This window comes from Serratia sp. NPDC087055 (assembly GCF_044900985.1).
GTDB lineage: Bacteria > Pseudomonadota > Gammaproteobacteria > Enterobacterales > Enterobacteriaceae > Serratia.
On record NZ_JBJDOG010000001.1, the window covers coordinates 1,163,038 to 1,187,032 of the forward strand.

At 54.8% G+C, this 23,995-nt stretch carries 21 protein-coding genes; 14 read left to right on the top strand and 7 right to left on the bottom strand.

The window, feature by feature from the left end; all coding sequences use genetic code 11:
- The first annotated feature begins 187 nt into the window (after positions 1 to 187).
- Positions 188 to 1,159 carry a hypothetical protein gene (locus ACI2J2_RS05505; protein WP_265557088.1) on the top strand — a complete coding sequence of 324 codons (972 nt, stop codon included), beginning with the start codon at positions 188 to 190 and terminating at the stop codon, positions 1,157 to 1,159.
- 304 nt (positions 1,160 to 1,463) lie between these two features.
- On the opposite strand, the gene flhA is transcribed toward ACI2J2_RS05505, so the two are convergent.
- The 6 genes from flhA to hypA all read right to left on the bottom strand — a co-directional run bounded on the left by flhA (position 1,464) and on the right by hypA (position 7,209).
- Positions 1,464 to 3,530, bottom strand: coding sequence for a formate hydrogenlyase transcriptional activator FlhA (flhA, locus tag ACI2J2_RS05510; protein ID WP_404759611.1), 2,067 nt, complete (start codon positions 3,528 to 3,530; stop codon positions 1,464 to 1,466).
- Positions 3,531 to 3,620: 90 nt separating this feature from the next.
- Complete coding sequence (gene hypE, locus ACI2J2_RS05515; RefSeq protein ID WP_265557090.1) at positions 3,621 to 4,634, bottom strand: hydrogenase expression/formation protein HypE; 1,014 nt, start codon at positions 4,632 to 4,634, stop codon at positions 3,621 to 3,623.
- Complete coding sequence (gene hypD, locus ACI2J2_RS05520) at positions 4,631 to 5,758, bottom strand: hydrogenase formation protein HypD (protein WP_404759612.1); 1,128 nt, start codon at positions 5,756 to 5,758, stop codon at positions 4,631 to 4,633. Before hypD ends, hypE begins: the two co-directional genes overlap by 4 nt.
- Positions 5,745 to 6,038 (bottom strand): HypC/HybG/HupF family hydrogenase formation chaperone, encoded by a 294-nt coding sequence (locus ACI2J2_RS05525; RefSeq protein ID WP_265557092.1) that lies wholly within the window; start codon positions 6,036 to 6,038, stop codon positions 5,745 to 5,747. The genes hypD and ACI2J2_RS05525 overlap by 14 nt, the downstream gene beginning before the upstream one ends.
- Positions 6,029 to 6,823, bottom strand: a complete 795-nt coding sequence (gene hypB, locus ACI2J2_RS05530) for a hydrogenase nickel incorporation protein HypB (RefSeq protein ID WP_265557093.1) — start codon at positions 6,821 to 6,823, stop codon at positions 6,029 to 6,031. Before hypB ends, ACI2J2_RS05525 begins: the two co-directional genes overlap by 10 nt.
- Positions 6,824 to 6,864: 41 nt before the next feature.
- A complete protein-coding gene (gene hypA, locus ACI2J2_RS05535; RefSeq protein ID WP_265557094.1) occupies positions 6,865 to 7,209 on the bottom strand; it encodes a hydrogenase maturation nickel metallochaperone HypA in 345 nt (114 codons plus the stop codon).
- Positions 7,210 to 7,472: 263 nt separating this feature from the next.
- Here hypA and hycA point away from each other — a divergent pair, with 263 nt between their 5' ends.
- The 13 genes from hycA to ACI2J2_RS05600 all read left to right on the top strand — a co-directional run bounded on the left by hycA (position 7,473) and on the right by ACI2J2_RS05600 (position 21,709).
- A complete protein-coding gene (hycA, locus tag ACI2J2_RS05540) occupies positions 7,473 to 7,940 on the top strand; it encodes a formate hydrogenlyase regulator HycA (protein WP_209633428.1) in 468 nt (155 codons plus the stop codon).
- A gap of 87 nt (positions 7,941 to 8,027) precedes the next feature.
- Positions 8,028 to 8,642 carry a 4Fe-4S dicluster domain-containing protein gene (locus ACI2J2_RS05545; protein WP_265557095.1) on the top strand — a complete coding sequence of 205 codons (615 nt, stop codon included), beginning with the start codon at positions 8,028 to 8,030 and terminating at the stop codon, positions 8,640 to 8,642.
- Positions 8,642 to 10,510 (top strand): proton-conducting transporter membrane subunit, encoded by a 1,869-nt coding sequence (locus ACI2J2_RS05550; RefSeq protein ID WP_404759613.1) that lies wholly within the window; start codon positions 8,642 to 8,644, stop codon positions 10,508 to 10,510. The genes ACI2J2_RS05545 and ACI2J2_RS05550 overlap by 1 nt, the downstream gene beginning before the upstream one ends.
- Positions 10,511 to 10,519: 9 nt before the next feature.
- A complete protein-coding gene (locus ACI2J2_RS05555) occupies positions 10,520 to 11,455 on the top strand; it encodes a respiratory chain complex I subunit 1 family protein (protein WP_404759614.1) in 936 nt (311 codons plus the stop codon).
- Between the two features lie 22 nt (positions 11,456 to 11,477).
- The gene (locus ACI2J2_RS05560) at positions 11,478 to 13,181 is read left to right on the top strand and encodes an NADH-quinone oxidoreductase subunit C (RefSeq protein WP_404759615.1); all 1,704 of its coding nucleotides are present in this window, start codon (positions 11,478 to 11,480) and stop codon (positions 13,179 to 13,181) included.
- A gap of 12 nt (positions 13,182 to 13,193) precedes the next feature.
- A complete protein-coding gene (locus ACI2J2_RS05565; protein WP_404759616.1) occupies positions 13,194 to 13,739 on the top strand; it encodes a formate hydrogenlyase complex iron-sulfur subunit in 546 nt (181 codons plus the stop codon).
- Positions 13,736 to 14,533 carry an NADH-quinone oxidoreductase subunit B family protein gene (locus tag ACI2J2_RS05570; RefSeq protein ID WP_209633417.1) on the top strand — a complete coding sequence of 266 codons (798 nt, stop codon included), beginning with the start codon at positions 13,736 to 13,738 and terminating at the stop codon, positions 14,531 to 14,533. Before ACI2J2_RS05565 ends, ACI2J2_RS05570 begins: the two co-directional genes overlap by 4 nt.
- Positions 14,530 to 14,946, top strand: a complete 417-nt coding sequence (locus ACI2J2_RS05575) for a formate hydrogenlyase maturation HycH family protein (RefSeq protein WP_404759617.1) — start codon at positions 14,530 to 14,532, stop codon at positions 14,944 to 14,946. Before ACI2J2_RS05570 ends, ACI2J2_RS05575 begins: the two co-directional genes overlap by 4 nt.
- A complete protein-coding gene (hycI, locus tag ACI2J2_RS05580; RefSeq protein ID WP_209634204.1) occupies positions 14,939 to 15,409 on the top strand; it encodes a hydrogenase maturation peptidase HycI in 471 nt (156 codons plus the stop codon). The genes ACI2J2_RS05575 and hycI overlap by 8 nt, the downstream gene beginning before the upstream one ends.
- 161 nt (positions 15,410 to 15,570) lie before the next feature.
- Positions 15,571 to 16,113, top strand: a complete 543-nt coding sequence (gene hydN, locus ACI2J2_RS05585) for an electron transport protein HydN (protein ID WP_209633413.1) — start codon at positions 15,571 to 15,573, stop codon at positions 16,111 to 16,113.
- 11 nt (positions 16,114 to 16,124) lie between these two features.
- Positions 16,125 to 18,281 (top strand): formate dehydrogenase subunit alpha, encoded by a 2,157-nt coding sequence (gene fdhF, locus ACI2J2_RS05590; protein ID WP_404759618.1) that lies wholly within the window; start codon positions 16,125 to 16,127, stop codon positions 18,279 to 18,281.
- 97 nt (positions 18,282 to 18,378) lie between these two features.
- Positions 18,379 to 20,676, top strand: a complete 2,298-nt coding sequence (gene hypF, locus ACI2J2_RS05595; protein WP_404759619.1) for a carbamoyltransferase HypF — start codon at positions 18,379 to 18,381, stop codon at positions 20,674 to 20,676.
- A 1-nt stretch (position 20,677) separates the two neighbouring features.
- Positions 20,678 to 21,709, top strand: a complete 1,032-nt coding sequence (locus ACI2J2_RS05600) for a HoxN/HupN/NixA family nickel/cobalt transporter (protein WP_265557102.1) — start codon at positions 20,678 to 20,680, stop codon at positions 21,707 to 21,709.
- Positions 21,710 to 21,822: 113 nt separating this feature from the next.
- Here ACI2J2_RS05600 and ACI2J2_RS05605 read toward each other — a convergent pair whose 3' ends face one another.
- A complete protein-coding gene (locus ACI2J2_RS05605) occupies positions 21,823 to 23,700 on the bottom strand; it encodes a diguanylate cyclase domain-containing protein (protein WP_209633405.1) in 1,878 nt (625 codons plus the stop codon).
- Positions 23,701 to 23,995: the final 295 nt, after the last annotated feature.

The following is a 23,995-nucleotide window of genomic DNA, read 5'->3' on the forward strand; positions in this document are numbered from 1 at the left end:
TCCTGTAAATTACGCGACTTCAGGATCAGCATAGTGCGTAAGTCATGCATTCGCGGGGTGTGAATGCACTAGGTTTAGCAGTGCAAATGAACCGGGACGATCGATGGTGCACAGCGGCAGACTGATTCTGTCGGCGCGGTGGATGCTGCGCGTACAACCACTTGTCCAGTAAATATAAGGAAGAACAATGACCACTGTCTATGAATCCAATCGCTTTGCGTTTCACGTTTCATGGGGCTCAATATTGGCCGGGAGTGCCATGGCGCTGGTGACCTATTTGATATTAAGCGTTCTGGGTACCGCTGTTGGCGCATCTGCCGTGGACCCGATGCATGAAGGCAATCCGTTAAGCGGCTTCGGTGTAGGGACCGGGATTTGGCTCTTTGTCTCCACGCTGATCTCGCTAGCCGCGGGGGCATTTATCGCTGGCCGAACCGCACCTGATCGTGGCGGCTTGCACGGCTTGTTGAGCTGGGCGGTGACCACATTGCTGACGACCTGGTTGGTGGTTTCGTTGGCGAGCGGCGTTGTCGGTTTGGCCGGAAACGCCGTGGGTAAAGGGTTATCGCTGGCGGGCAATGGCCTTGCGGCAGCCGCACCGGGTATTGGTGATAGCGTCAAGCAGCAACTTGATAAGAAAGGTATTAGCCTGGACTGGGGGGATTTGGAGGATCAGTTGACCACCACACTCAAGCAAACAGGTAAGCCTGAATTAGATCCATCGACGCTGACGCAAAAAACCGAACAGGCAGCAACGGACGGCAAGCAATCAGCCACTGATGCCACCACCGATCCAGCGCAGGCGGCGACAGAGCTTAAACAATGGTTCGAACGCGTTAAACAATCCGGCGAACCTGCTTTGAACGCGGCGGATAAAGATGCGTTGGTGAACATCGTTGCTGCACGTACCGGTAAGAGCCGCGCCGAAGCGACTCAAATCGTTGATAATTACGCCCAGGCATATCAGCAGGCGGTGCAAAAAGTCGAAAAACTTAAGGCTCAGGCTGAGCAGAAAGCGCGTGAAGCTGCGGACGTGGCGGCCAAGCAAGTGTCCCGTGCCGCATGGAGTTCCTTACTGATACTGTTATTGGGTGCCGCACTGAGCTTTGGTATCGGACGGATTGCTGTGTCAACTCGTCGCCCCCTCGTTGTGAGCTGATGGATCATGGGTATTTTCATGAAAAGAGACCTGTCATCTATCTCATTGAACTATCAACACGTCGTCGGGGCTTCGGTCCCCGTGCTTCTCATCGAATTCGTCAATGAGAAAAACGAGCGTTATAGCTTACGTTATAACTTGCCACCGGATAGCCCGGAACGGACAGAGCGACGCGTGTCCTTACTGTTGCATTTACTGCGCAAGCAAAGGCCCGAGGAAACAAAACTGAACGGCCAAGGGTAAGTGCATGACGTGGCCAGAGTCCGATATTCAACCGGGCTCTGGCCTTTTATTTACCTCCCCCTTACTTGACCAAAATGCCCCATTTTTTCATCCGTGAAAGCAATGTGGTTCGCTTCAGACCCAATCGCTGCGCAGCGCCCCGCGGGCCGGCGACCACGCCATTGGTTTCCTTCAGCACGCGGATAATCCGCTGACGCTCGTCTTCTCCAGGCTGACTGGGTTCCGGCGTAGGGATGGGGAACGCCATCGAAGGCACGGGATACTGAATTTCCGGCAGTTGCAGATTAAGCACCGTACCGTGCGTCAGTAACACTGCGCGCTCGATGACATTCTCCAGCTCGCGCACATTACCTGGCCACGGCATTTGGCTCAGCAAACGCAGCGTCTCCGCTGGAATGCTATCGATCGTGCGTTTCATCCGACGCGCGATTTTATAGGTCAGGAATTTCACCAATTGGGGAATGTCTTCGGGCCGCTCCCGAAGCGGGGGAATAACGATAGGGAACACGTTCAGTCGGTAGAAAAGATCGCTACGGAATTCGCGGTCGGCCACCATTTGCTGCAAATCACGGTTGGTTGCCGCAATCAAACGCACATCGACCGAAATCACTTTGTTGCCACCTACTCGCTCAAACTCCCTTTCCTGCAATACCCGCAGTAACTTAGGTTGCAGTTCAACGGGAATTTCACCGACTTCATCCAGAAACAAGGTGCCTTTGTCCGCCAGTTCAAAACGCCCCATCCGTTGGTTCGTCGCTCCCGTGAACGAGCCCTTTTCATGGCCGAACAGATCACTTTCCAGCAACCCTGTTGGCATCACGGCACAATTCATTTTCACCATGCGTTGGTCGCGACGCTCGCTCAAATTGTGGATAGCGCGAGCGATAAGTTCTTTACCGGTGCCGGTTTCACCCAGGATCAACACTGAACAGTCGCTTTTAGCCACCATTTCGACCTGTTTTAGCACCGCAGACATTACGACGCTGCGTCCGACAATCTCACCGAAATCCGGGTTGTTGCCGTTAATCTGCTCGGTCAGATAGAGGTTTTCATGTACCAGGCTCTCTTTAAGCCGGTTGATCTCCTGGTACGCCAGTGCGTTATCAACCGCAATAGCAATACGTTCGGCAATCTGTTGCAACACCCGCAAATTGGCAGCGTTAAAATTGTCCGGTTGACACTGCGCCAGTTTCAGAACGCCCAGGGTCTTTTTGCCAAACACCAATGGCAGCACGCAGAGCGTTTGAATTTGGTCATGCCACAGATCGAACAGCTGGCGTTCATACGCCGCCAGGCGATCGGAATGCCTCAGATTCAACAGCAGCATTTCGCCACTTTGCATTACCTGTTCCGATAACGTGCCTGCCAATGGGACGCTGTATTGCTGCCGTTCAACGACGTCGTCTTGCAAATAATGGGTGGAGTAAATGGTTACCTGTTCTGTTTTATCTGCGTACAGCACCATACTGATGGCATCAATTTTGAAAAAGCGGTGAATTTCCGTGGAGATCTCGCCGATCAAATCGTCCAGATCAAGCTTCGACAGCACTGCGTTGGTGACGTCGACCAAAATACGGTAGTCATCTCGCTCATGGCGCAACTGACGTTGCTGCGCTTCCGCTTCTCTGCGTAACGTGAGCTGCTCAGTTGCCAGTGCAACCAACTCCATCAGTGTCTGCAGTTGCACCAGACTGCTATCACTGAAAGGCTGTGGGTTAGCGTGCAGCAGTTCACACCCGCCGATGAGGGTACCGCCTGCATGCAGCGGCATCAGACAGTACTGGCTAAAGGGGGGATACAGCGCCAGTGCGCCGATTTGCGGGTAACGGGCGTGTATGTCATCGCTCTGCCAACACTGCGGTAAGGGACTCTGCCGTAGCCGACTGACCGGCCCATTGGCCAACAGAGTCTCATCCTGGTAGTTCAGCGGTTGCCGACGGGCATCCAAACCGTAAAAACTCACCCGCTCACTGTGCGGATCAAACAACACCAGCGTCACATGTTCCGCCAACTGCAGGCGTTGTAACACCTGACGCAATTGCATCAGTAAATCAGTGAAGCTGTGTTGACTGAGTAACGTGCGGGTAATTTCAAGTAGCGCTTGTTTTTCTAATTGTGCATTCGACATTGTTTATCACTTGCCTGAGTCGCGATGATGATTTGTGTGAGTCACGTCGCAAAGTGTAACGCTGAGCGACGGCGTTCTCCCCCGACAGGATCAACAAATGCGCGGCAAAGGTTCGGCATGGGGCAAATCCAGTAAACGGCTGATGCCGTAAGCACCCTGCATCCTCACTTGTCGCCCACCTGTCACACGGCCAATTACCGCCGCGGCGGTGCCCAAGGGATGCGCCTGCAATGCGGTCAGAACCGCGTGTTCAGCCTCTGGCGCGGCAACCACGACCAGTTTTCCCTCATTGGCAAAATTGATAGCGTCCAGCCCCAGCAATTCACAGATCCCTCGCACCGCCGGGGCTACCGGCAAGAGACGCTCTTCAACCTCAATACCGACATGTGCTGCACGAGCAAACTCATGCAGAATGGCGTTCACGCCGCCGCGGGTAGCATCACGGAGTGCCCGCACGCCATTGATGGCGCGCAGCGGTGAGATTAAAGGGGTTAACACGGCACAATCGCTGATAACATCCAACGACATTCCCAGATTTTCCCGCAAATTGAGGATAGTCGCCCCATGGTCACCTAACGTGCCGCTAACAATGATGACGTCTCCTGCCTGGATATTTTGAGCAGCCCAATTCAGATCGTTCGGGATCACGCCAATACCGGCAGTATTGATAAACACTTTGTCAGCAGCGCCACGTTGCACCACCTTAGTATCCCCGGTCACGATACGCATACCGGCCTGCTGAGCGGTCGCGGCCATAGAAGCAACCACCCGCTGTAAATCGACCAGGGGTAAGCCCTCTTCGAGGATAAAACCGCAGGAAAGATAGCCTGGCCGGGCGCCGCTCACCGCCAGATCGTTCGCCGTGCCGCAGACGGCCAGTTTGCCGATATCCCCACCCGGAAAGAAAATAGGATCAATGACGTAGCTGTCGGTGGTAAACGCCAGTCGATCGCCCTGCTGCGTTAACCCCGCCAGACTTAGCCGAGCCTGATCTTCACGCTGATCCAATAGCGGGTTGGCGAAGGCGGGCAGGAAAAGCGTATCCAATAACTGCTGCATCGCTGTGCCGCCGCTACCGTGAGCCAGAGTAATGACGTTATTCATGCCGGAGTCTCCTCTGTTTCACGGCGGTATTGATACCAAGCGGCGCAGGCACCTTCCGAAGACACCATCAGGGCACCAAAAGCATTTTGTGGTGTACAGCCGCGGCCAAACATGGGGCAATCACGCGGTTTGCAACGCCCGGTGAGCACATCCCCGCAGCGGGCATGAGGATCATCTGCCACCTGCCGATATTGCGGTTGAAAACGGCGCTCTGCATCAAAGGCGCTATAGAGGGGGGTTAAGGCAATGCCGGAATTGGCAATGGTGCCAAGGCCTCGCCATTCACTCCCACCACCCAGCATAAACACTTCACTCATAGCTTGCTGAGCCAGCGGGTTTCCTTGCTCCGGCACCACGCGTCGGTATTGATTTTCAGTCCGGCTCTGCTGTTGAAGGAATTGCTCAACCAGCATCATTACTCCCTGCAAGATATCCAGCGGTTCAAAACCGGCCACGACCAATGGTTTGCGGTACTGCTGGCTGATAAAACCGTAAGGTTCGGTACCGATCACCATGCTGACATGGCCGGGTGCCAGAAAACCGTCGATACGCACATCTGGCTGTTGCAACAGGCTGCGTAGCGTCGGGATCAGACTGATGTGCTGGCAAAATACGCTAAAGTTGCGTTGGCCTTCCTGTCGGGCCTGCTGCAGGGTTATCGCCGTAACCGGCATGGTGGTTTCAAAACCAAGGGCAAAGAACACCACCTGCCGGTGTGCGTTTTGTCTTGCCAGTGCCAGTGCATCCAATGGGGAGTAAACCACCCGTACATCGGCCCCGCGTTCACGGGCCTGCAACAATGACCCCTGTTTGCCCGGTACCCGTAGCGCATCGCCGAAGGTGCAAAAGATGACCTCCGGGTGCTCGGCGATTTCACAGCAGGCGTCTATGCGCCCCATCGGCAACACGCACACCGGGCAACCCGGGCCGTGGATAAACTCAATGTTGGGCGGTAGCAACTTATCCAGGCCAAAACGGAAAATGGCATGAGTATGTCCCCCACACACTTCCATGATTTGCAGCGGTCGTTCGGTGGTAAAAGACAACTGGGCAGCGCGGTGCCTGATATGCTGAAGCAGCGATTTTACCCGGTGCGGATCGCGGAATTCGTCAACGTAATGCATGCTGGCCTTCCCCCGCTAAAAACAGCGCCACATCCTCTTCTACTTCGCCCATCGCGTGCAGCGCCGCCAACATCTCTTCGGCTTCGTGCCGATCAAGTCGGCTCATCGCGAACCCTACGTGGATCAATACCCAGCAGCCGATCATCGCTTCTCTGGGTTCATCATCTTTACGTACCAACGCAATATTCACTTCACGCTGCACACCGCAGACGTCGGCCCAGGCATGTTGGGGCTGGTTTTCATCCAACGCCACGATTTGCCCGGGAATGCCTATACACATAACTCTTTCTCCAGCCAAGCCAGCCAGTGTTCCATCCCTTCACCGTGGGTTGCCGACAGGGTTATCACCTCAATGGCGGGATTGACCTGACGGGCATTGTCGATACAGGCCGCCAAATCGAAGTTCAAATACGGCAGCAGATCGATTTTGTTCACGATCATCAAACGTGCGGCGGCAAACATATGCGGGTACTTGAGGGGCTTGTCTTCCCCTTCGGTGACCGAGAGCACTGCCACCTTATGGCGTTCGCCCAGATCAAAACTGGCCGGACAAACCAGGTTACCGACGTTTTCGATAAACAGTAGGCTGCCGGGTTTCAACCCTAAACGCTGGGTGGCTTCATGCACCATTTGTGCGTCCAGATGACAGCCTTTGCCGGTATTGACCTGAATCGCCGGGACGCCGGTCGCGCGAATGCGTTCAGCATCGTTGGTCGTTTGCTGGTCTCCCTCCACCACCGCGCAAGTATGATGGCCACGTAGCCGCAACAACGTTTCTGTCAGCAGTGTGGTTTTGCCTGATCCGGGGCTGGAAACCAGATTCAACGCCAGGATATGTTGTTCGGTGAAATACTGACGATTACGCTCTGCCAAGCGATCGTTTTTATCCAACACCCGGGTTTCGATTTCCAGCATGCGGCGCTGGCTGATGCCCGGCGCATGGGTGCCTGCCAGCCCCAAGCCATAATGCAAATCGCCTTGCCTATTCCGTTGCGGACGGAATGGGACTTTTACTTCCCCTTCAATCGTCAGTTCACCGTGGGCACAACCGCAGGTACTGCACATGTTCGTCCTCCTAGACCCTTTCTCTTCTTTGGGCATGTTGTCTATTCAATTTCCAGGCGTTTTATGTGTAAGCCATCATCGGCCGTCACACGCAGGTTTCGCCCGGCACAGTGCGGGCAGACCAAGACCTGTGGCATCAGCAACTGGACATCGCGCTGGCAGTCATGACACCAGGACTGCGCACGTTGCTCTATCAGATGCAACTCGCAGCCTTCAGCCAAGGTGTCTCGACACACCATGTCGAAACAGAAGCGCAAAGACTCCGCTTCCACGCAAGAAAATGCGCCAATTTCGAACCACACCGCAGTAATACGTTGAGCATGATGCTGGCGAGCCTGTTGCTGCATTATTTCCATCGCATGTTGGCACAAGGTTATTTCGTGCATCCGGCCTCCGCCAAGGGTGATAAAACGCGTCGTAGTAATAACATTGCAAATATGATGCCAAACCGAAATTGACATATTTGTCGATCGTCATGTCATCGGCAGCAATTACATAAATCCTCCTCTGAAAAACCGGGTATTTAATTTAACGCTACAGGTTGAAGTTAAAGTGATAAATGAATAAATCGAAGTTTTGGCACACTTTATGCTTTAACTCGTTGACCCAGAGCTATTTCGACAATGACCATTAATGTTGAGTGAGGACAATGAGTACAATCAGTGAAGTAACCAGCCAGGCCGATTATATCGCCAGCAAAAGCAACCGCCTGATGGCGCAATGGCAAACCTATCACAGCACACTAATTAAAGCGGTCACCACCACTAAAAAGAAGATTAATCATCAGTTTACCTACGGAAAGGAGGACGACCTACGCTTTGTCTTGTTCAACCACTTTACCGTTAGTATTCAATTAAGTGAGGGATTTTACAGCCGAGACATTTGCTACCGCATTAATTTGGCGACGGCGCATGAACCGGAGAATTTTGCCGCTTTTGCACATGCTACCCTGGATGAAAACGGCAATGTCGACGAAATAATAAACAATCGTGATACACAGGCAGTCTTTGAACATTATCTGGATAAGATCGCCATTATTTATCAATGCCTGTTCGACTCCCTTCATGATGGATGTGCCATTCATGACGCACTGAAGAAAATAACCTTACCCGTCTGACTGTCGGCGTTAATCACTGACGGAAAACTGTCGAAACGTCATTTTTTACTGACGATGTCGTCATAAATGACGAAGCAAGGAGTGTGCATGAACCGCTTTATTATTGCGGACCCTAAATTGTGTATTGGCTGCAATACCTGTATGGCAAGTTGCTCTGCGGAACACCGGCAATACGGCTTGCAGGCATTACCCCGCTTGCAGGTAATACGCAGTGCCCGCGATTCGGCCCCCGTGATGTGTCATCAATGCGAAGATGCGCCCTGTGCACAAGTCTGCCCAGTCAACGCGATTCGCCATCAGGATGACGCCATCTCACTGAACGAAAGCCTGTGTATCAGTTGCAAGCTTTGCGGCATTGCCTGCCCATTCGGGGCTATTGGTTTTGGTGGTAGTACCCCGCTGGCGATACCTGCAGATTGCAATACGCCGCTTGCGCTACCCGCTGCCACAGCGCCGCGCCCCATTAGCGCTTTTCTTGACTGCCTGCCCGGCGTCCGGGCTGTGGCGGTGAAGTGCGATCTCTGCGATTTCAGCGCAGATGGCCCCGCGTGTATCCGCACTTGCCCCACTCAGGCCATCCGCTTGGTGACTGACCGTGACGTGCGACTCGCGAGCGAACAAAAAAGACGTAACGCCATGCAGGCACTCAGCGCCGAGTTGCCGTTCGTTGCTGCCCCTGACTTCCGCAAGGAGCCGAATTGATGATGTATACCATTGCGCCCGATCCATTGTTGCTACTGACATTGGCATTAGGGGGATACGTGCTTTGTGCGTTGTTGAGCTGGCTAACCTCGCCCTGGGCATCAGTTAGCAGGCCGCTCAGTGGCGGCACTTTGTTGTGCGCTCTCGCTGCATTGTTGGCGGCCTTATCCATGTTGTTTACGCCACTGCACAGCGCCCGATTACCCTGGCTGCATTATGCCGTGGAAATCAGTGGCCCTAACGCACTGCTACTGCTGGTGATTGCCCTTAGCGGTGTCTTTACCGCGCTATATCACACGGGGTACATACACAGGTTAAACCCGCGCGCGCGTGGACGAATTGGCGGGCTGACCAATCTGATGTTGGCGGCATTAAGCGCCGCAGTGATGGCTGATAATGCCATTGCTCTGCTTTTACTGTTGGAACTGGCGGCGTTGTGCGGCTACTTTCTGGTTGCCCATTCCCCGGGAGCCAAAAGCCTGCGTGCCGGGCATAACCAGTTCTTACTGATGCGATTAGGCTCGCTGCTATTGGTTATCGCGTTCACCCTGATTTATGCCCATAGCCACAGTTCGGTATTTAGCGTAATTCGCGCTACGCCATTGCCAGACGCACTGCGTAATGGCGTGTTCCTGTTGGCACTTGCCGGGTTTGGCATCTTTGCCGGAGTGATGCCGTTACATGCCTGGGTACCTCAATCCCATAGCAGCTCGCCTGCCTCTGCCGCCACGTTGTTTTCCTGCGCGCTGATGAAAGTCGGTTTGCTGGGTATTTTGAAAGTCGGGTTGGATCTGTTGGGCACCCCGCCACTGTGGTGGGGCTTGCTGGTGTTGCTGCTTGCTGCCGGGACCGCGTTTTTTGGCGGGCTGTATGCGTTGATGGAACACGATTTGCGTCGCTTATTGGCTTATCACACGCTCGAGAACATCGGCATCATTCTGCTGGGGATTGGTGGCGCTATGGTCGGCATGGCACTGCAACAGCCTCTGTTGACGGCGTTTGCTTTGGTGGGGGGCTTGTTCCACTTGCTCAATCACAGCCTGTTCAAAAGTGCATTGTTACTGGCTGCAGGCGCTATTGAGCAACAAACCGGCCTGAAAGACATGGAAAAAATGGGGGGCTTAGCCCGGCTGATGCCCTGGACCGCCGTTTCTCTCTTGATTGGTCTGGTGTCGATGGCGGCGTTGCCACCCCTGAACGGTTTCGCCAGTGAATGGTTGATCTACCAAGGGCTTTTCCGTTTCAGCGCCGCACCGGGCTTTATCGGGCATCTGGTGGGGCCGCTGCTGGCGGTGGCGTTAGCCCTCACCGGCGCACTTGCGGTGATGTGCGTCAGCAAGGTGTTTGGTGTGGCTTGCCTGGGAGCTCCGCGCAGCGACGCTGCCGCGAATGCTGTTCAAGCCAACGTGTGGCTGACGCTAAGCCATGTCGTGCCTGCATTACTGTGTTTGCTATGCGGCCTGGGGGCGCTCTGGATTGTCCCGCTGTTTACCCGCTTGATTGGCACTATGCCAGAACACAGCGTCTCCGTAACAGAGACGCTGGTTTCCACTCCGCTGATCGCCATTTTATTGCTGGCAATGCCGTTGTTGCCGTTGCTGATTGCGGCACGTTACCAGACTCGTCGCCAGCCTCGTCGCACACAGGGTCAAGCCTGGGCCTGTGGTTATGGGCATGAGGATGCCATGGTGATCACGGCCACCGGATTTGCTCAACCGCTGCGGGTGATGTTTGCCCCGCTCTACCAACTGCGCCGCTGGGTGCCGAAAACGATAAGCGATCAGTTACACCGTAACAAATTCGTTACCTTCTGCCGTGGCCTGGCCGCAGTGGAGCTTGCGACGCTGTTGGTCGTGGTTTTTGCCTGAGGAGATGAAATGACTTATCCCAGCCTGTTACTTGGTCTGGTGCAAGCGCTGCTGTTACTGGCTATTTCCCCGCTGTTTGCCGGAATCAGTCGAGTACTGCGTGCGCGTATCCATAGCCGTTGCGGTCCCGGTGTCTTACAGGAATACCGGGACATCGCCAAATTACTCAAGCGCCAGAGCATAGCACCGGCAGCCTCCGGCCTGGCCTTTCATGCCATGCCGTATTTGCTCACCGGCACCTTGCTGGCCATCTCCTGTGCGCTGCCAATGCTGACCACGACATCACCACTGCCCGCTATTGGCGACGTGATCACGCTGATCTATCTGTTTGCCGCGGTGCGCTTTGTGTTTGCCATTGCCGGGCTGGATACCGGCAGCACCTTTACTGCCATCGGTGCCAGCCGGGAAGCCGTGTTAGGCATTTTGGTTGAACCCATTTTGTTGCTCGGTTTATGGATAGCGGCATTGGTTGGGGGCTCCACCCAACTTAGCGCGATAGCACAGAGCATGTTGGCTTTGCCGCATCACGCCGGGCTACCCCTGTTGTTGGCCGGCTTGGCCTGTGCATTCGCGACCTACATTGAAATGGGAAAATTGCCGTTCGATATGGCTGAAGCGGAACAAGAGCTGCAGGAAGGCCCGCTGACGGAATATTCCGGTGTTGAACTCGGCATTGTGAAATGGGGCATCAGCCTTAAACAACTGGTGGTGCTACAGCTGTTCCTCGGTGTTTTCCTCCCCTGGGGACAAGCAGCGGAACTCACCGCTTCGCAACTGTTGATTGGGCTGGTACTGGCGCTGCTCAAGTTGCTGTGTGCTGTGGCACTGATTGCGGTTATCGAAAACAGCGTGGCGCGTTTGCGTTTCTTGAAAACCGCTTATACCACCTGGACGGGTTTTGGACTGGCATTTCTGGCGCTGGTTTCCTGGCTGGTCGTCAACTGAATGAATCATGACAGAGGCAATAATGACTAACGAACATCATGGCCAACACTACCTGGCGGCATTGCAGCAACATTTCCCTGCTGCCGTGCTGGCTGCCGAGTGGCAAACGGCCGATCAGTTGACGGTCACCGTGAAACTCAACGCACTGCCGGACGTGGTGGAATGGCTGTACTACCAGCAAGGCGGCTGGTTGTCAGTGCTGTTTGGCAACGACGAACGTACGCTGTGCGGTAATTACGCGTTGTATTACGTGCTGTCGATGGAAAAAGACACCCCCTGCTGGATCACGGTACGGGCCGAGGTAGACGCCCAGACACTGGAGTTCCCTTCTGTGACACCACGGGTTCCTGCGGCGGTCTGGGGAGAGCGCGAAGTGCGCGACATGTACGGCCTGCGCCCAATAGGCCTGCCAGATGAGCGCAGACTGGTCCTGCCGGACGACTGGCCGGACGATCTCTACCCTCTGCGCAAAGACACCATGGACTATCGCCAGCGCCCCGCGCCCACCACCGACGTGGAAACCTACCCGTTTGAGAGCCTGGCAGGTGCCAAAGCCAACGTGGTGCCGATCGGCCCTTTGCATATCACCTCGGATGAACCCGGCCATTTTCGGCTGTTCGTCGACGGTGAAGACATCATCGATGCCGATTACCGTCTGTTTTACGTACACCGTGGGATGGAGAAATTGGCCGAAACCCGCATGGGTTACAACGAAGTGACTTTCCTGTCAGACCGGGTGTGCGGCATTTGCGGTTTTACCCACAGCGTGGCCTACACCAGTTCGGTAGAGAACGCGATGGGTATTCAGGTACCGGAACGCGCCCAGATGATCCGGTCGATCCTGCTGGAGGTGGAGCGCTTGCACAGCCATCTTCTGAATTTGGGGCTGGCCTGCCACTTTGTCGGTTTTGACTCTGGTTTTATGCAGTTCTTCCGGGTACGCGAACAGTCAATGAAAATGGCCGAGATACTGACCGGTGCGCGTAAAACCTACGGCTTGAACCTGATTGGCGGCATCCGTCGCGATATTTTAAAAGACGACATGTTGCAAACCTTACGGCTGGCGGCGCAAATGCGCAGTGAATTGGTGGATTTGGTCGATATCTTGCTCAGTACGCCAAATACTGAACAACGTAGCCGAGGCGTTGGCCGTCTTGATCCTCAGGTCGCTCGTGACTACAGCAACGTAGGCCCGATGATCCGTGGCAGCGGTCACCGTCGCGATACTCGCCTCGATCATCCCTTTGCCGGCTATGCCAAACTGCCGGTGGAATTGTGCGTGGAGGACGGCTGTGATGTCTATTCACGGCTCAAGGTACGCATTCACGAGGTCTTCAACTCGCTTGGCATCATCGAATTTGGTCTGCAAAACCTACCAACCGGCCCCTTGGCGGTGGACGGGTTCACCTATGTCCCCCACCGCTTTGCCCTGGGCTTTGCCGAAGCGCCGCGTGGCGATGACATCCACTGGAGCATGACTGGCGATAACCAAAAATTATTCCGCTGGCGCTGCCGTGCCGCGACCTATGCCAATTGGCCCACCCTACGTTACATGCTGCGCGGTAATACCGTTTCTGACGCCCCACTGATCATCGGCAGCCTGGATCCTTGCTACTCCTGTACCGATCGCATGACCATCGTCGACGTGCGTAAACGTCAGTCCGTCATCGTGCCGTACAAAGAGATTGAGCGTTATGGCATCGAACGGAAAAACAAACCGTTCTAACCGGAGCCCATCATGCTGAAATTGATTAAAAAAGTACTGAAAACCGGTCCCACTACCCTTGCCTACCCGGCCCAGCCGTTGACCATCGACCCAAACTTTCGCGGCAAACCTGAATACACCCCGCAGCAATGCATTGCCTGCGGGGCTTGCGCTAACGCCTGTCCGTCTAATGCGTTGTCCATGTCAACCGATCTGACCAGCGGCACGGTGCGTTGGCAGCTGTTTCTTGGGCGTTGCATCTTCTGTGCGCGCTGCGAAGAGGTCTGTCCGACCGCGGCTATCCGGCTTTCGCAGCAGTTCGAATTGGCGGTGTGGCGTAAAGAGGATTTGTACGAACACGCCGACTTCGCTATCTGCCATTGTCGGCAATGCGGCAAGCCGTATGCATCGCAAAAGGAGATTGATTATGCCATTGCGCTGCTTGGGGTGAGCAGTACAGAAATAGCCGCCCGTCGCCAGCAGTTTGAAACCTGCCCGGCCTGCAAACAACAGCAAAACCTGACCCAGGCCGATCGTATTGACGTTGGCCGTCATTTGACCCGGGAGGTTATGTCATGAATCAGCCGCTGATTGGTCCACGCGATGAGAATGGCCTGCCTGTGCCAATCACTCTCGACGACAGTATCGCCAAATTGAAATCCACCTTGCTAAAGGATATCCGCCGTTCAGCTTACGTTTACCGGGTGGATTGCGGCGGCTGCAATGGGTGTGAAATTGAGATTTTCGCTGCCATTTCACCCCTATTCGACGCTGAGCGCTTTGGTATTAAAGTGGTTCCTTCACCACGCCATGCCGACATTCTGCTGTTTACCGGCGCGGTGACACGGGCCATGCGCATTCCTGCGATTCGCGCCTGGCAGGCCTCGCCCGATCCGAAAATCAGCATTTCTTACGGTGCCTGTGGTAACAGCGGCGGTATTTTCCACGATCTCTACTGCGTATGGGGCGGCACCGACCGCATCGTACCGGTCGACGTTTATATCCCCGGTTGCCCGCCAACGCCCGCGGCAACCATTTACGGTTTCGCCATGGCACTTGGTCTGTTGGATCAGAAAATCAAAGGCCGTCAGCATGATGAAACTCAGGGGGAAGCGACACGCTTGCTGCACCCGGAACTGCCTCAACCACTGCGAGTGTTGCTGGATCGGGAGGCGCGGCGGATGGCCGGTTACCGCTATGGACGCCAAATCGCCGACCACTTTATGCAATTGCTGGTAACAGACAGCGCGCTCCCAGTCGAACAACGGGTTACCGCATACCTGCAACAGCAAGACGACCTGCGCCTGAACGAAATTGTCGGCAACCTGCTCAGTCTTTATCAACGGGTGCTGCGTGGGGAGTTACGACTATGACCGGTTCTCAGGCCCAGGTGGTCTTTTATTCCCTGAGCCGCAAATTTGTACAGGAGAAAAAAGCGCCGCCAAAAGCACAAGAGGTGATCTATTACAGCCTGGCCATTGGTCACCATTTGGGGGTGATTGACTGTCTGGAAGCCAAACTCCGTTGCCCGTTAGCCGGTTTCCACGCGTGGGTGGCCCAACTGCCGGCTGGCAGTATCGCACGGCGCAAACTGGAAGGTGTCGATCGCTTTGGTGAAATCTGTATCGACAACAGTCACACCCACCTGTTAGCCCTTGCCTTGGATGCCGCTGCTCCGAAGATGAATGCAGAGCAGCAAGGCTGGAGCCAACGGCTGATCGCCCTGCTGCAATCTATCGAAAACGAGCCTGCCATTTATCTGATGGTTCGGAGGCATGATGACTGATGTTCTGTTGTGTGTAGGTAACTGCATGATGGGTGATGACGGCGCCGGGCCGCTATTGGCGCAATTGTGTGGCAGCCACCCGCCTGCAGGTTGGACGGTGATTGACGGCGGCGCAGCGCCGGAAAATGACATCGGCCATATCCGCGAGCTGCGTCCTGACCGATTGGTGATTGTCGATGCCACCGATATGGGACTGGCTCCGGGAGAAACCCGAGTGATCGACGAGCAAGACATTGCCGCCATGTTCATCATGACCACGCATAACCTCCCGCTCAATTTCCTGATCGACCAACTGCGTGAAGATATCCCTGACATTACATTTATCGGCATCCAACCTGAAGTGGTGGCGTTTTACTACCCCATTGGCGCGGCAGTGCAACAGGCGGTGACCACGCTGCACCAGCGGCTGCATGCCTGGCCACACCAGGGCGGCTATCCGCAACTGGTGGTGACGAATGTCTGACGCGATATCGTCATTTATGTCGATATACCGTCGCCCATGTCGTCACAATTCACTAATTGCATGTTTTTAAATAATTTTAATTATTGGCATGCTTTATGCCTAAACGAAGGCACGATGTTTCTACTGCCTGACCAAAATGAAGGGTAATCCAGGAGTTATTGATGAACCGGTTTATCATCGCCGATCCTAAAAAATGTATCGGCTGCCGTACCTGCGAGATCGCCTGTGTGATCGCGCACAGTGAAAGCCAGGATATCTCAGCGCTAAATGCCGCCAGCTTCGCCCCGCGCTTGCATGTGATCAAAGGCGTCAACGTCAGTACCGCCGTACTGTGTCGCCAGTGTGAAGACGCACCGTGCTCCAACGTTTGCCCCAATGGTGCCATCAGCCGCACCAACGGCATGGTACTGGTCATGCAAGAACGCTGCATCGGCTGCAAAACCTGCGTTGTCGCTTGCCCTTACGGCGCAATGGAGGTGCTCACCCGCCCGGTTATCCGCCAAAACGGCGCCATGATGAGTGCGACGACGGAAAAAGCCGAAGCCCACAAATGCGACCTGTGCATCGGGCGAGATAGCGGCCCTGCCTGCATGGAAACCTGTCCAACCAATGCGTTGCACTGCGTTGATCGCAATATGCTGCAGGAAATGAACGCCGAGAAACGTCGTCGCGCTGCACTCGACACTATGTCGTCACTGTTTTAGGAATTGAACCGATGAAAAAAATCACAACCGTCTGCCCCTACTGCGGTGCAGGTTGCAAAATGAAACTGGTGGTCGACAACGGAAAAATCATCCGCGCCGAGGCAGCTGACGGCGTGACCAATCAAGGTGAGCTGTGCTTGAAAGGGTATTACGGCTGGGACTTTCTCAACGATACCAAACTCTTGACCCCTCGCCTGAGCCAGCCACTGATTCGCCGAGAGAAAGGCGGCAAGTTTGAGGCGGTCAGCTGGGATGAGGCGATTCGTTATACCGCGCAACGGCTACAACAGATCAAAGATAAGCACGGTGCCAGTGCGATCATGCATACCGGTTCATCACGCGGAACGGGCAATGAAACCAACTACGTCATGCAGAAATTCGCCCGTGCAGTGATCGGCACCAACAACGTCGACTGTTGCGCCCGTGTCTGCCACGGCCCTTCGGTAGCAGGCTTGCAGGCTACGCTGGGTAACGGCGCGATGAGCAACTCCATAGGAGATATCGAAAACTCCAAATGTCTGCTGATCATTGGTTATAACTGTGCCGATTCACACCCTATCGTGGCGCGTCGGGTGCTGAAGGCCAAAGAAAAAGGGGCACAAATTGTTGTGTGCGACCCGCGCCGTATTGAAACCGCACGTATCGCAGATCAGCATTTGCAAATCAAGAACGGCTGCAACATGGCGTTGGTGAATGCCTTCGCCTATGTATTGATTGAAGAAAATCTGTATGACCGCGACTACGTGGCCAAATACACCGAGGGATTTGAAGCTTACCGTCAACAGTTGGCGGACTACGCCCCAGAGGCGGTCGAACACCTCACCGGCGTCACCGCCCAGCAGATCCGCCAGGCAATGCGAACCTACGCCAGCGCCCCTTCCGCTACCATTATGTGGGGAATGGGCGTGACGCAATTCGGTCAGGCCGTCGATGTGGTCAAAGGCCTCGCCAGCTTGGCGCTGCTTACCGGCAATCTGGGCCGAGCCAACGTGGGCGTCGGGCCGGTACGCGGGCAGAACAACGTTCAGGGTGCCTGTGACATGGGCGTACTGCCCAATGAGTTCCCTGGCTATCAAGCCGTAACTGACGCGGACGTCCGTGCCAAATTCGCTGCGGCCTGGGGCATTGACGCCGCCAGGATGGATCCCAACGTCGGTTATCGCATTACCGAAATCCCGCATTTGGTCCATGAAGGCAAAGTGAAAGCCTACTACATCATGGGTGAAGACCCGTTGCAGACAGAAGCCGATCTCAGCCTGGTACGTGGCGCGTTCGAGCGGCTGGACTTTGTGGTGGTGCAAGACATCTTCATGACCAAAACCGCCGAGCAGGCCGATGTGATTTTACCGTCCACCTCGTGGGGTGAGCATGGCGGCGTATTCTCCTGCGCCGATCGCGGGTTCCAACGTTTCGAGAAAGCCATCGAGCCGCAATACAACGTCAAACGGGATTGGGAAATCATCAGTTTGCTGGCCACCGAAATGGGTTATCCGATGCATTACGCAGATAACCAGCAGATTTGGGACGAAATGCGTGAACTCTGCCCGCTGTTTTACGGTGCTACGTACGAAAAAATGGGCGAGCTTGGCCATGTGCAATGGCCTTGTACCACGTTGGAAAGTCAGGGAACGCCTTATCTGTATCAAGGCAACCAGTTCACCACGCCATCCGGTAAAGGCCAATTATTTGCCACTGCCTGGCGTGCACCTGCGGAAATCCCAGATGCCGACTACCCACTGGTGTTGTGTACCGTGCGTGAAGTCGGCCACTACTCTTGCCGTTCAATGACCGGTAACTGCGCTGCGCTGCAAACCTTGGCCGATGAACCCGGGTTCGTGCAGGTCAATCCGCAAGACGCTACTGCGTTGGGCATTGCCGATCAGCAATTGGTGTGGGTCAGTTCACGCCGCGGCAAAGTGATCAGCCGCGCCAACTACAACGCACGTATTAATCTGGGGGCGGTGTATATGACCTACCAGTGGTGGATTGGCGCCTGTAACGAGCTCACCCAGGAGAATCTGGATCCGATCTCCAAAACGCCGGAAACCAAATACTGTGCGGTAAAACTGGACGCGATCACCGATCAAAACTGGGCAGAAAACTATGCGCAACAGAGCTACAGCGACATGAAAGCCCGTCTGCGCCGTGCGGCTGAAGACGTGATGTAACGCCCCATGATTGTCAGGGGGAGCAGTGGATGACTGCCCCCTTGAGGAAGAGATTTTTCGGGAGCCGACCAACAGCCCCCGCAGAAGGTAATCAACAATGTCCCATCCCGGATTACTGCTACGTGTCAGTGGCAAAGTACAGGGCGTCGGCTTCCGACCTTTTGTTTGGCAGCTGGCCAAACAGCTCAACGTGTTCGGCGAGGTTTGGAACGACAGTGCAGGCGTTGAAATTCGTCTGCTTCACCCCGTTGATCTGGCGGTTTTCCTACACGTATTGCACCAACAGGCTCCACCTTTAGCGCAGATCGAGCGCATCCAGCAATGGCCGTTTACCTGGTTACACGCGCCCAGCGACTTCAGTATCCGTTCCAGTGAATGCGGTTCTTTGGCAACGCATGTCGTTCCAGACGCGGCAACCTGCCCGCAATGCCTGCAGGAAATGAACGATCCTCAAGATCGGCGTTACCGTTATCCTTTTATCAACTGCACGCATTGCGGCCCACGTTTTACCATTATTCGCGCTATGCCTTATGATCGCCCGGCGACCAGCATGGCACCATTTGTTCTCTGCCCTAGCTGCAAGCGAGAGTATCACTCCCCGCAAAACCGTCGCTTTCATGCTCAGCCGGTGGCCTGCGGCGATTGCGGGCCGGCGTTGTTCTGCTGCGAGGCACAAGGGGCCCCTCAGCATCGGGGCGACGCGGCACTGCAACAGGCCGCCGTTGCCCTGGCTGCCGGGGACATTGTGGCCATCAAAGGCCTGGGCGGTTTTCATCTGGCCTGCGACGCCACCAACACCCAGGCCGTCGAACGTCTTCGCCTGCGTAAACGGCGACCGAGCAAACCGCTGGCAGTGATGTTACCGGATCCCCATTGGCTGGCGCGCTGTGCGACGGGGGTTGACCTGGCACGGCTACAGGCCTTATTGACCTCGCCGGCAGCCCCTATCGTGCTGGTGAAGCAGCACGCCAACGCACCGCTGTCCACCGCCATTGCCCCACAACTGGGTGAAGTGGGCTTAATGTTACCGTCCAATCCGATCCAGCATCTCTTGATGCAAGAAATACAAAGACCGCTGGTGATGACCTCTGGCAATAATGCAGGCCATGCGCCGGTATTAACCAATGAGCAGGCGTTGTCCGACCTGTCTGGAATAGCCGATTTGTGGCTCATGCACGATCGCGAAATCCTGCAACGGGCTGACGACTCTCTCGTCCGTTTGCTGCCGGATGGCCATGAAATGTTACGCCGGGCGCGCGGATTTGTTCCTGATGCCCTGCCGCTACCGCCCGGTTTTCCGTCTCAACCCCCCTTGCTGGCTGTAGGTGGCGACCACAAAAATACTTTTTGCCTGGTAACCGGACATAACGCCATGCTCAGCGCCCATTTTGGTGAGCTGGAGCGGGAGGATATCCAGCAACAGTGGCAACATGCGATGCAACATTTCATCGGCCTATATCATTGCCAACCGCAGCGGCTGGCAAGTGACGCACACCCCGGTTATGTCAGCCATCAATGGGCCGCGCAGCAATCGCTGCCGGTAACCCCGGTGTTGCATCATCATGCACATTTGGCCGCTTGCCTGGCCGAACACCACTGGAAATTAGACGGCGATGCCGTGATCGGTCTGGCGCTAGACGGTCTCGGTTATGGGCAGGATGGTGCCTTATGGGGCGGAGAGTGCCTGTTAGTGGATTACCGTCGGTGCCGTCATCTGGGTGGGCTGCCAGCCGTCGCGTTGCCGGGTGGCGATCTCGCCGCGCAACACCCCTGGCGTAATCAGCTCGCGCACTTTGCGCGTTTCGTGCCGGACTGGCAACGCTATCCTCAGGCTAAGCCGTTATTAGCAATCCCTTGGCAACCGCTGCTGCATGCGATTAACGCCAGCATTAATGCCCCTTTAGCCTCTTCCTGCGGCCGCTTGTTTGATGCCGCGGCAGCGGCGCTGGGCTATGCACCCGCACAGCAAAGTTGGGAGGGCGAAGCGGCCAGCATTTTTGAGGCAGTTGCCCACCAAAGCGAGCCTTGCGCCCACCCGGTTACGTTGCCGCTTCGTGGCCATCAGTTGGATTTGTCCGTGTTCTGGCAGCAATGGTTGAACTGGCATGCCCCCGCCCCCCAACAGGCTTGGGCGTTTCATGATGCGCTTGCGCAAGGATTTGCCCATATGGCGAAACATTTTGCTGCTCAACACGGCATTCGGCATGTCGCGGTAAGCGGCGGCGTGCTGCATAACCGTTTACTGCGCCAACGGCTGCAGTTTCATTTAGCACCGTTGCAGGTGTTACTGCCACAGAAACTGCCTGCCGGTGACGGCGGGCTGGCCTTTGGTCAGGCACTGGTTGCCTGTGCCCAGCGCTCCCCGGTTTCTTCTTCACATATTGACAGGATATAAAATGTTAAACTCTGCGTTTTTCCATACCCATACCCGCGCATTTTGGTTATTAGTGGCGTTAGTGATCCTGAACCTGATGGCCTGGGCCGCCGCTTTTTTTGCCTTCAGCCATCACCCTACGTTGATCGCCGCTGCAATACTGGCTTATGGGTATGGGCTGCGCCATGCCGTAGATGCCGATCATATTGCGGCCATAGATAACGTTACACGTAAACTGATGCAACAAGGCCAACGTCCGATTTCCGTCGGGGCGTTTTTCTCTCTGGGACACTCCAGCATCGTGATCCTGGCGTGTATTGCAATTGCCGCCACTTCATTGGCCTTTGGCGATCGCATAGGTTGGTTGCATCAATACGGCGCCACGCTGGGGACATTGATCTCCTCCTTGTTCCTGCTGGCGATGGCGTTGTTAAACTGGATGATTTTTCGTGATGTTTACCGCATATTCCGCCAGGTAAAGCGCGGTGAGACACTACGGGAAAAGGATGTTGATCTTCTGGTGAGCGGCACTGGCGGCATAATGACGCGTTTGTATCGCTTTGCCTTTAATCTGGTGAATAAAAGCTGGCATATGTATCTGGTCGGTTTTTTGTTTGGCCTAGGATTTGATACTGCCACTGAGGTCGGTTTACTGGGTATCTCCGCAGCAGGTGCAACCTCTGGGATGTCAGTCTGGTCAATCATGGTGTTCCCATTGCTGTTCGCCAGTGGCATGGCGCTGATTGACTCGTTGGATAATTTTGTGATGGTCGGCGCTTATGGTTGGGCATTCAACAAACCGATCCGCAAGCTGTATTACAACATGACCATCACGGCAACCAGCGTGGTCATCGCCCTGGTGATTGGTGGGTTGGAAGGTTTGGGTTTATTGGCCGACAAGCTGGGATTACAAGGCGGCCTGTGGCACGGTATTGAGATCCTCAATGACAATATGGGGCGCGTCGGTTACGCCGCCATCGCACTGTTTGTGGTGCTGTGGGCATGGTCCGCGATTAATTACCGCCGCAAAAATTATGATTCGCTCGCCGTTTAGCACTCAATCGACAGCTTCGTCATCACCGACAGAGGCTGTCACTTCCCTACCTAATGACACAAAAACTCAGGGCTCCATTTTTTGGGTATTCTGATCGTTATGCTTGATCCCCATCACTCACGGATTGCATAGGTTCCTTTGCCCGCAGATTTCGCACGATACATAGCATCGTCTGCTCTCGTCAGCAGAGCCTCGGCCGTAATATTGCCCCCCGGGGATATGGCTGCGCCGATACTGGCTGAGAGACACACTTTTTGATTGCCGACCCGTTCTGTTGCCGCTAGCGCTGCCAATACACACTCGCAAAAGGCGCGCACCTGCTGCTGAGGTTGCGTCAGCGGCCAGAGGATAACCGTAAACTCGTCGCCGGCAAGCCGCGAAACGCTGTGATGGGGACCTGCACAGGCACTGAGCAGATCAGCAAAGGTCTTAAGAATAAGATCGCCAAAATCATGACCAAAACTGTCATTCAGGTTTTTAAAACCATCAAGATCGATAAACAGCAACGCCATCTGTTGCTGTGGGCAGCACGCTTGTAAGGTTGCACCTAACCGAAGTAAAAAAGCGCGCCGATTGGTTAAGCCTGTCAGCATGTCATGAGAGACATCGTACTCCAACCGCCGTTGTAACCGCTTAAGCTCGGTAATATCCATTGATAGAATATAAAAGCCTCGGGTTTCACTGGGTACCAGCGTGGTGTGAATCATCAGCGAGCCCTGGCGTGTTTGCAGTTCATTCTCGAAGCTCACCGTTTGCCCCCGCAGCGCCAGCTCAATCATGGGTTTCGCCATTTCATATGCGCTCTCGCCCATAAAGGCTTGCACGGTCATGCCTTTAAGACGTTCTTCTTCCAGACCAAACCAGGTTTTGTAAGCGCTGTTAGCAAAAAGATAGCGTTCATCGGCATCAATCTGGCTGACCAACGCCGGCATATTGTCGGTAATCGCCCGCAGGCGCTCTTTTTCAGTACTGAGCTGCAGCTCGGTGAGCGCTCGATTTGCAATTTCCTGGTTGAGTTTAGTCACAACAACCTTAAGTTCCCGAGTACGGGCCTCTACCCGGTCTTCGAGTTCATGTTGCAGTGAATAAAGATCGGCTTCTGCCGCCTTGCGCTCGCTGATATCGACAATGACAGAAATAAAGTGATGCGGATTTCCGTTCGGTAAACGATTGAGCGCAACGGTCAGCTGAACCCAAATCGTTGAGCTGTCCGCGCGGATATAGCGCTTCTCCATCGAATACGTGTCGATTTCATTGGCTAACAGCTGTTTCAACAACCCAAGGTCGGTGTTTAGATCATCGCGATGCGTGATGTCCTGGAAGGTACGCTCCAACAGTTCCCGTTCCGAATACTGCAACATCTCACAAATCCGCGGATTGACGCGCAACCAGTATCCTTCCAGTGAGATAAGCGCCATCCCCACGGCTGCCTGAGAAAAGGTTTGTTCAAATAACGCTTCTGTACGCTGTAGGTTTGACCTCAGGCTTTCGGTATAGATGTCACGCTCAATACTGTGCAGATATTCTTCGATAACGGCGGCAAAATCGCGTAAGTCGCGCATCATCTCCGAAGAGAATGTCTGAGGGTGTCCGTCAATAATACAGAGTGTACCCAGCGGCAGACCGTCCAGTGAACGCAAGGGTTGCCCAGCATAGAAGCCTATCTTTGGCCCACCGGTGACCAACGGGTTGTCAAAGAACCGGGGATCGGCTGCAGTATCGGGCACGACCAACATGTCTCGTTGCAAAATGGCGTGACCGCAAAATGAGATGTTGCGAGGGGTTTCGCGGGCATCCAAACCAAAGCGTGACAGGAACCATTGACGCTCACGATCGATCAACGAGATTAAGGCAATGCTGACGCCGAAGTACTTGGCGGCTAACCGCGTAACGCGGTCTAACTTTTCTACCGCATTCGTGTCCAGTACATTCAACGAGTTCAAAACCGACAAACGTTCGGCTTCATTCTCTGGAAAACATGGCTCGAACATGTGTTGTGCTCCGGATGACTGTTCCTGGGCGATGTTGGTTCAAGCCGCTGCCTTATTGCCTTAACACCGCACCCTAAATGACTTATTTGCATTGAGCTTAGACGTTTTTCGAGGTTTTTCCGGATTCTTGTTTGGAATCGGTCATCATGACGAAGGCATGCGCCGTTCTTCACGCAACAGTAACCCACTGGGAGTGTGCCTAAACGACACTAAAATTCGCTGTTCGCCACAGCGGGCCCCTGGAAATTGTCCGGTTATCATGGAAAAAAGCCCGGCCTGTTCGCTAAAGTGGGTT

Excerpts from the sequence above, each read along its gene's own strand:
- ACI2J2_RS05505 (WP_265557088.1), top strand. The coding sequence starts at position 188 with ATGACCACTGTCTATGAATCCAATCGCTTTGCGTTTCACGTTTCATGG.
- flhA (WP_404759611.1), bottom strand. The coding sequence starts at position 3,530 with ATGTCGAATGCACAATTAGAAAAACAAGCGCTACTTGAAATTACCCGC.
- hypE (WP_265557090.1), bottom strand. The coding sequence starts at position 4,634 with ATGAATAACGTCATTACTCTGGCTCACGGTAGCGGCGGCACAGCGATG.
- hypD (WP_404759612.1), bottom strand. The coding sequence starts at position 5,758 with ATGCATTACGTTGACGAATTCCGCGATCCGCACCGGGTAAAATCGCTG.
- ACI2J2_RS05525 (WP_265557092.1), bottom strand. The coding sequence starts at position 6,038 with ATGTGTATAGGCATTCCCGGGCAAATCGTGGCGTTGGATGAAAACCAG.
- hypB (WP_265557093.1), bottom strand. The coding sequence starts at position 6,823 with ATGTGCAGTACCTGCGGTTGTGCCCACGGTGAACTGACGATTGAAGGG.
- hypA (WP_265557094.1), bottom strand. The coding sequence starts at position 7,209 with ATGCACGAAATAACCTTGTGCCAACATGCGATGGAAATAATGCAGCAA.
- hycA (WP_209633428.1), top strand. The coding sequence starts at position 7,473 with ATGAGTACAATCAGTGAAGTAACCAGCCAGGCCGATTATATCGCCAGC.
- ACI2J2_RS05545 (WP_265557095.1), top strand. The coding sequence starts at position 8,028 with ATGAACCGCTTTATTATTGCGGACCCTAAATTGTGTATTGGCTGCAAT.
- ACI2J2_RS05550 (WP_404759613.1), top strand. The coding sequence starts at position 8,642 with ATGATGTATACCATTGCGCCCGATCCATTGTTGCTACTGACATTGGCA.
- ACI2J2_RS05555 (WP_404759614.1), top strand. The coding sequence starts at position 10,520 with ATGACTTATCCCAGCCTGTTACTTGGTCTGGTGCAAGCGCTGCTGTTA.
- ACI2J2_RS05560 (WP_404759615.1), top strand. The coding sequence starts at position 11,478 with ATGACTAACGAACATCATGGCCAACACTACCTGGCGGCATTGCAGCAA.
- ACI2J2_RS05565 (WP_404759616.1), top strand. The coding sequence starts at position 13,194 with ATGCTGAAATTGATTAAAAAAGTACTGAAAACCGGTCCCACTACCCTT.
- ACI2J2_RS05570 (WP_209633417.1), top strand. The coding sequence starts at position 13,736 with ATGAATCAGCCGCTGATTGGTCCACGCGATGAGAATGGCCTGCCTGTG.
- ACI2J2_RS05575 (WP_404759617.1), top strand. The coding sequence starts at position 14,530 with ATGACCGGTTCTCAGGCCCAGGTGGTCTTTTATTCCCTGAGCCGCAAA.
- hycI (WP_209634204.1), top strand. The coding sequence starts at position 14,939 with ATGACTGATGTTCTGTTGTGTGTAGGTAACTGCATGATGGGTGATGAC.
- hydN (WP_209633413.1), top strand. The coding sequence starts at position 15,571 with ATGAACCGGTTTATCATCGCCGATCCTAAAAAATGTATCGGCTGCCGT.
- fdhF (WP_404759618.1), top strand. The coding sequence starts at position 16,125 with ATGAAAAAAATCACAACCGTCTGCCCCTACTGCGGTGCAGGTTGCAAA.
- hypF (WP_404759619.1), top strand. The coding sequence starts at position 18,379 with ATGTCCCATCCCGGATTACTGCTACGTGTCAGTGGCAAAGTACAGGGC.
- ACI2J2_RS05600 (WP_265557102.1), top strand. The coding sequence starts at position 20,678 with ATGTTAAACTCTGCGTTTTTCCATACCCATACCCGCGCATTTTGGTTA.
- ACI2J2_RS05605 (WP_209633405.1), bottom strand. The coding sequence starts at position 23,700 with ATGTTCGAGCCATGTTTTCCAGAGAATGAAGCCGAACGTTTGTCGGTT.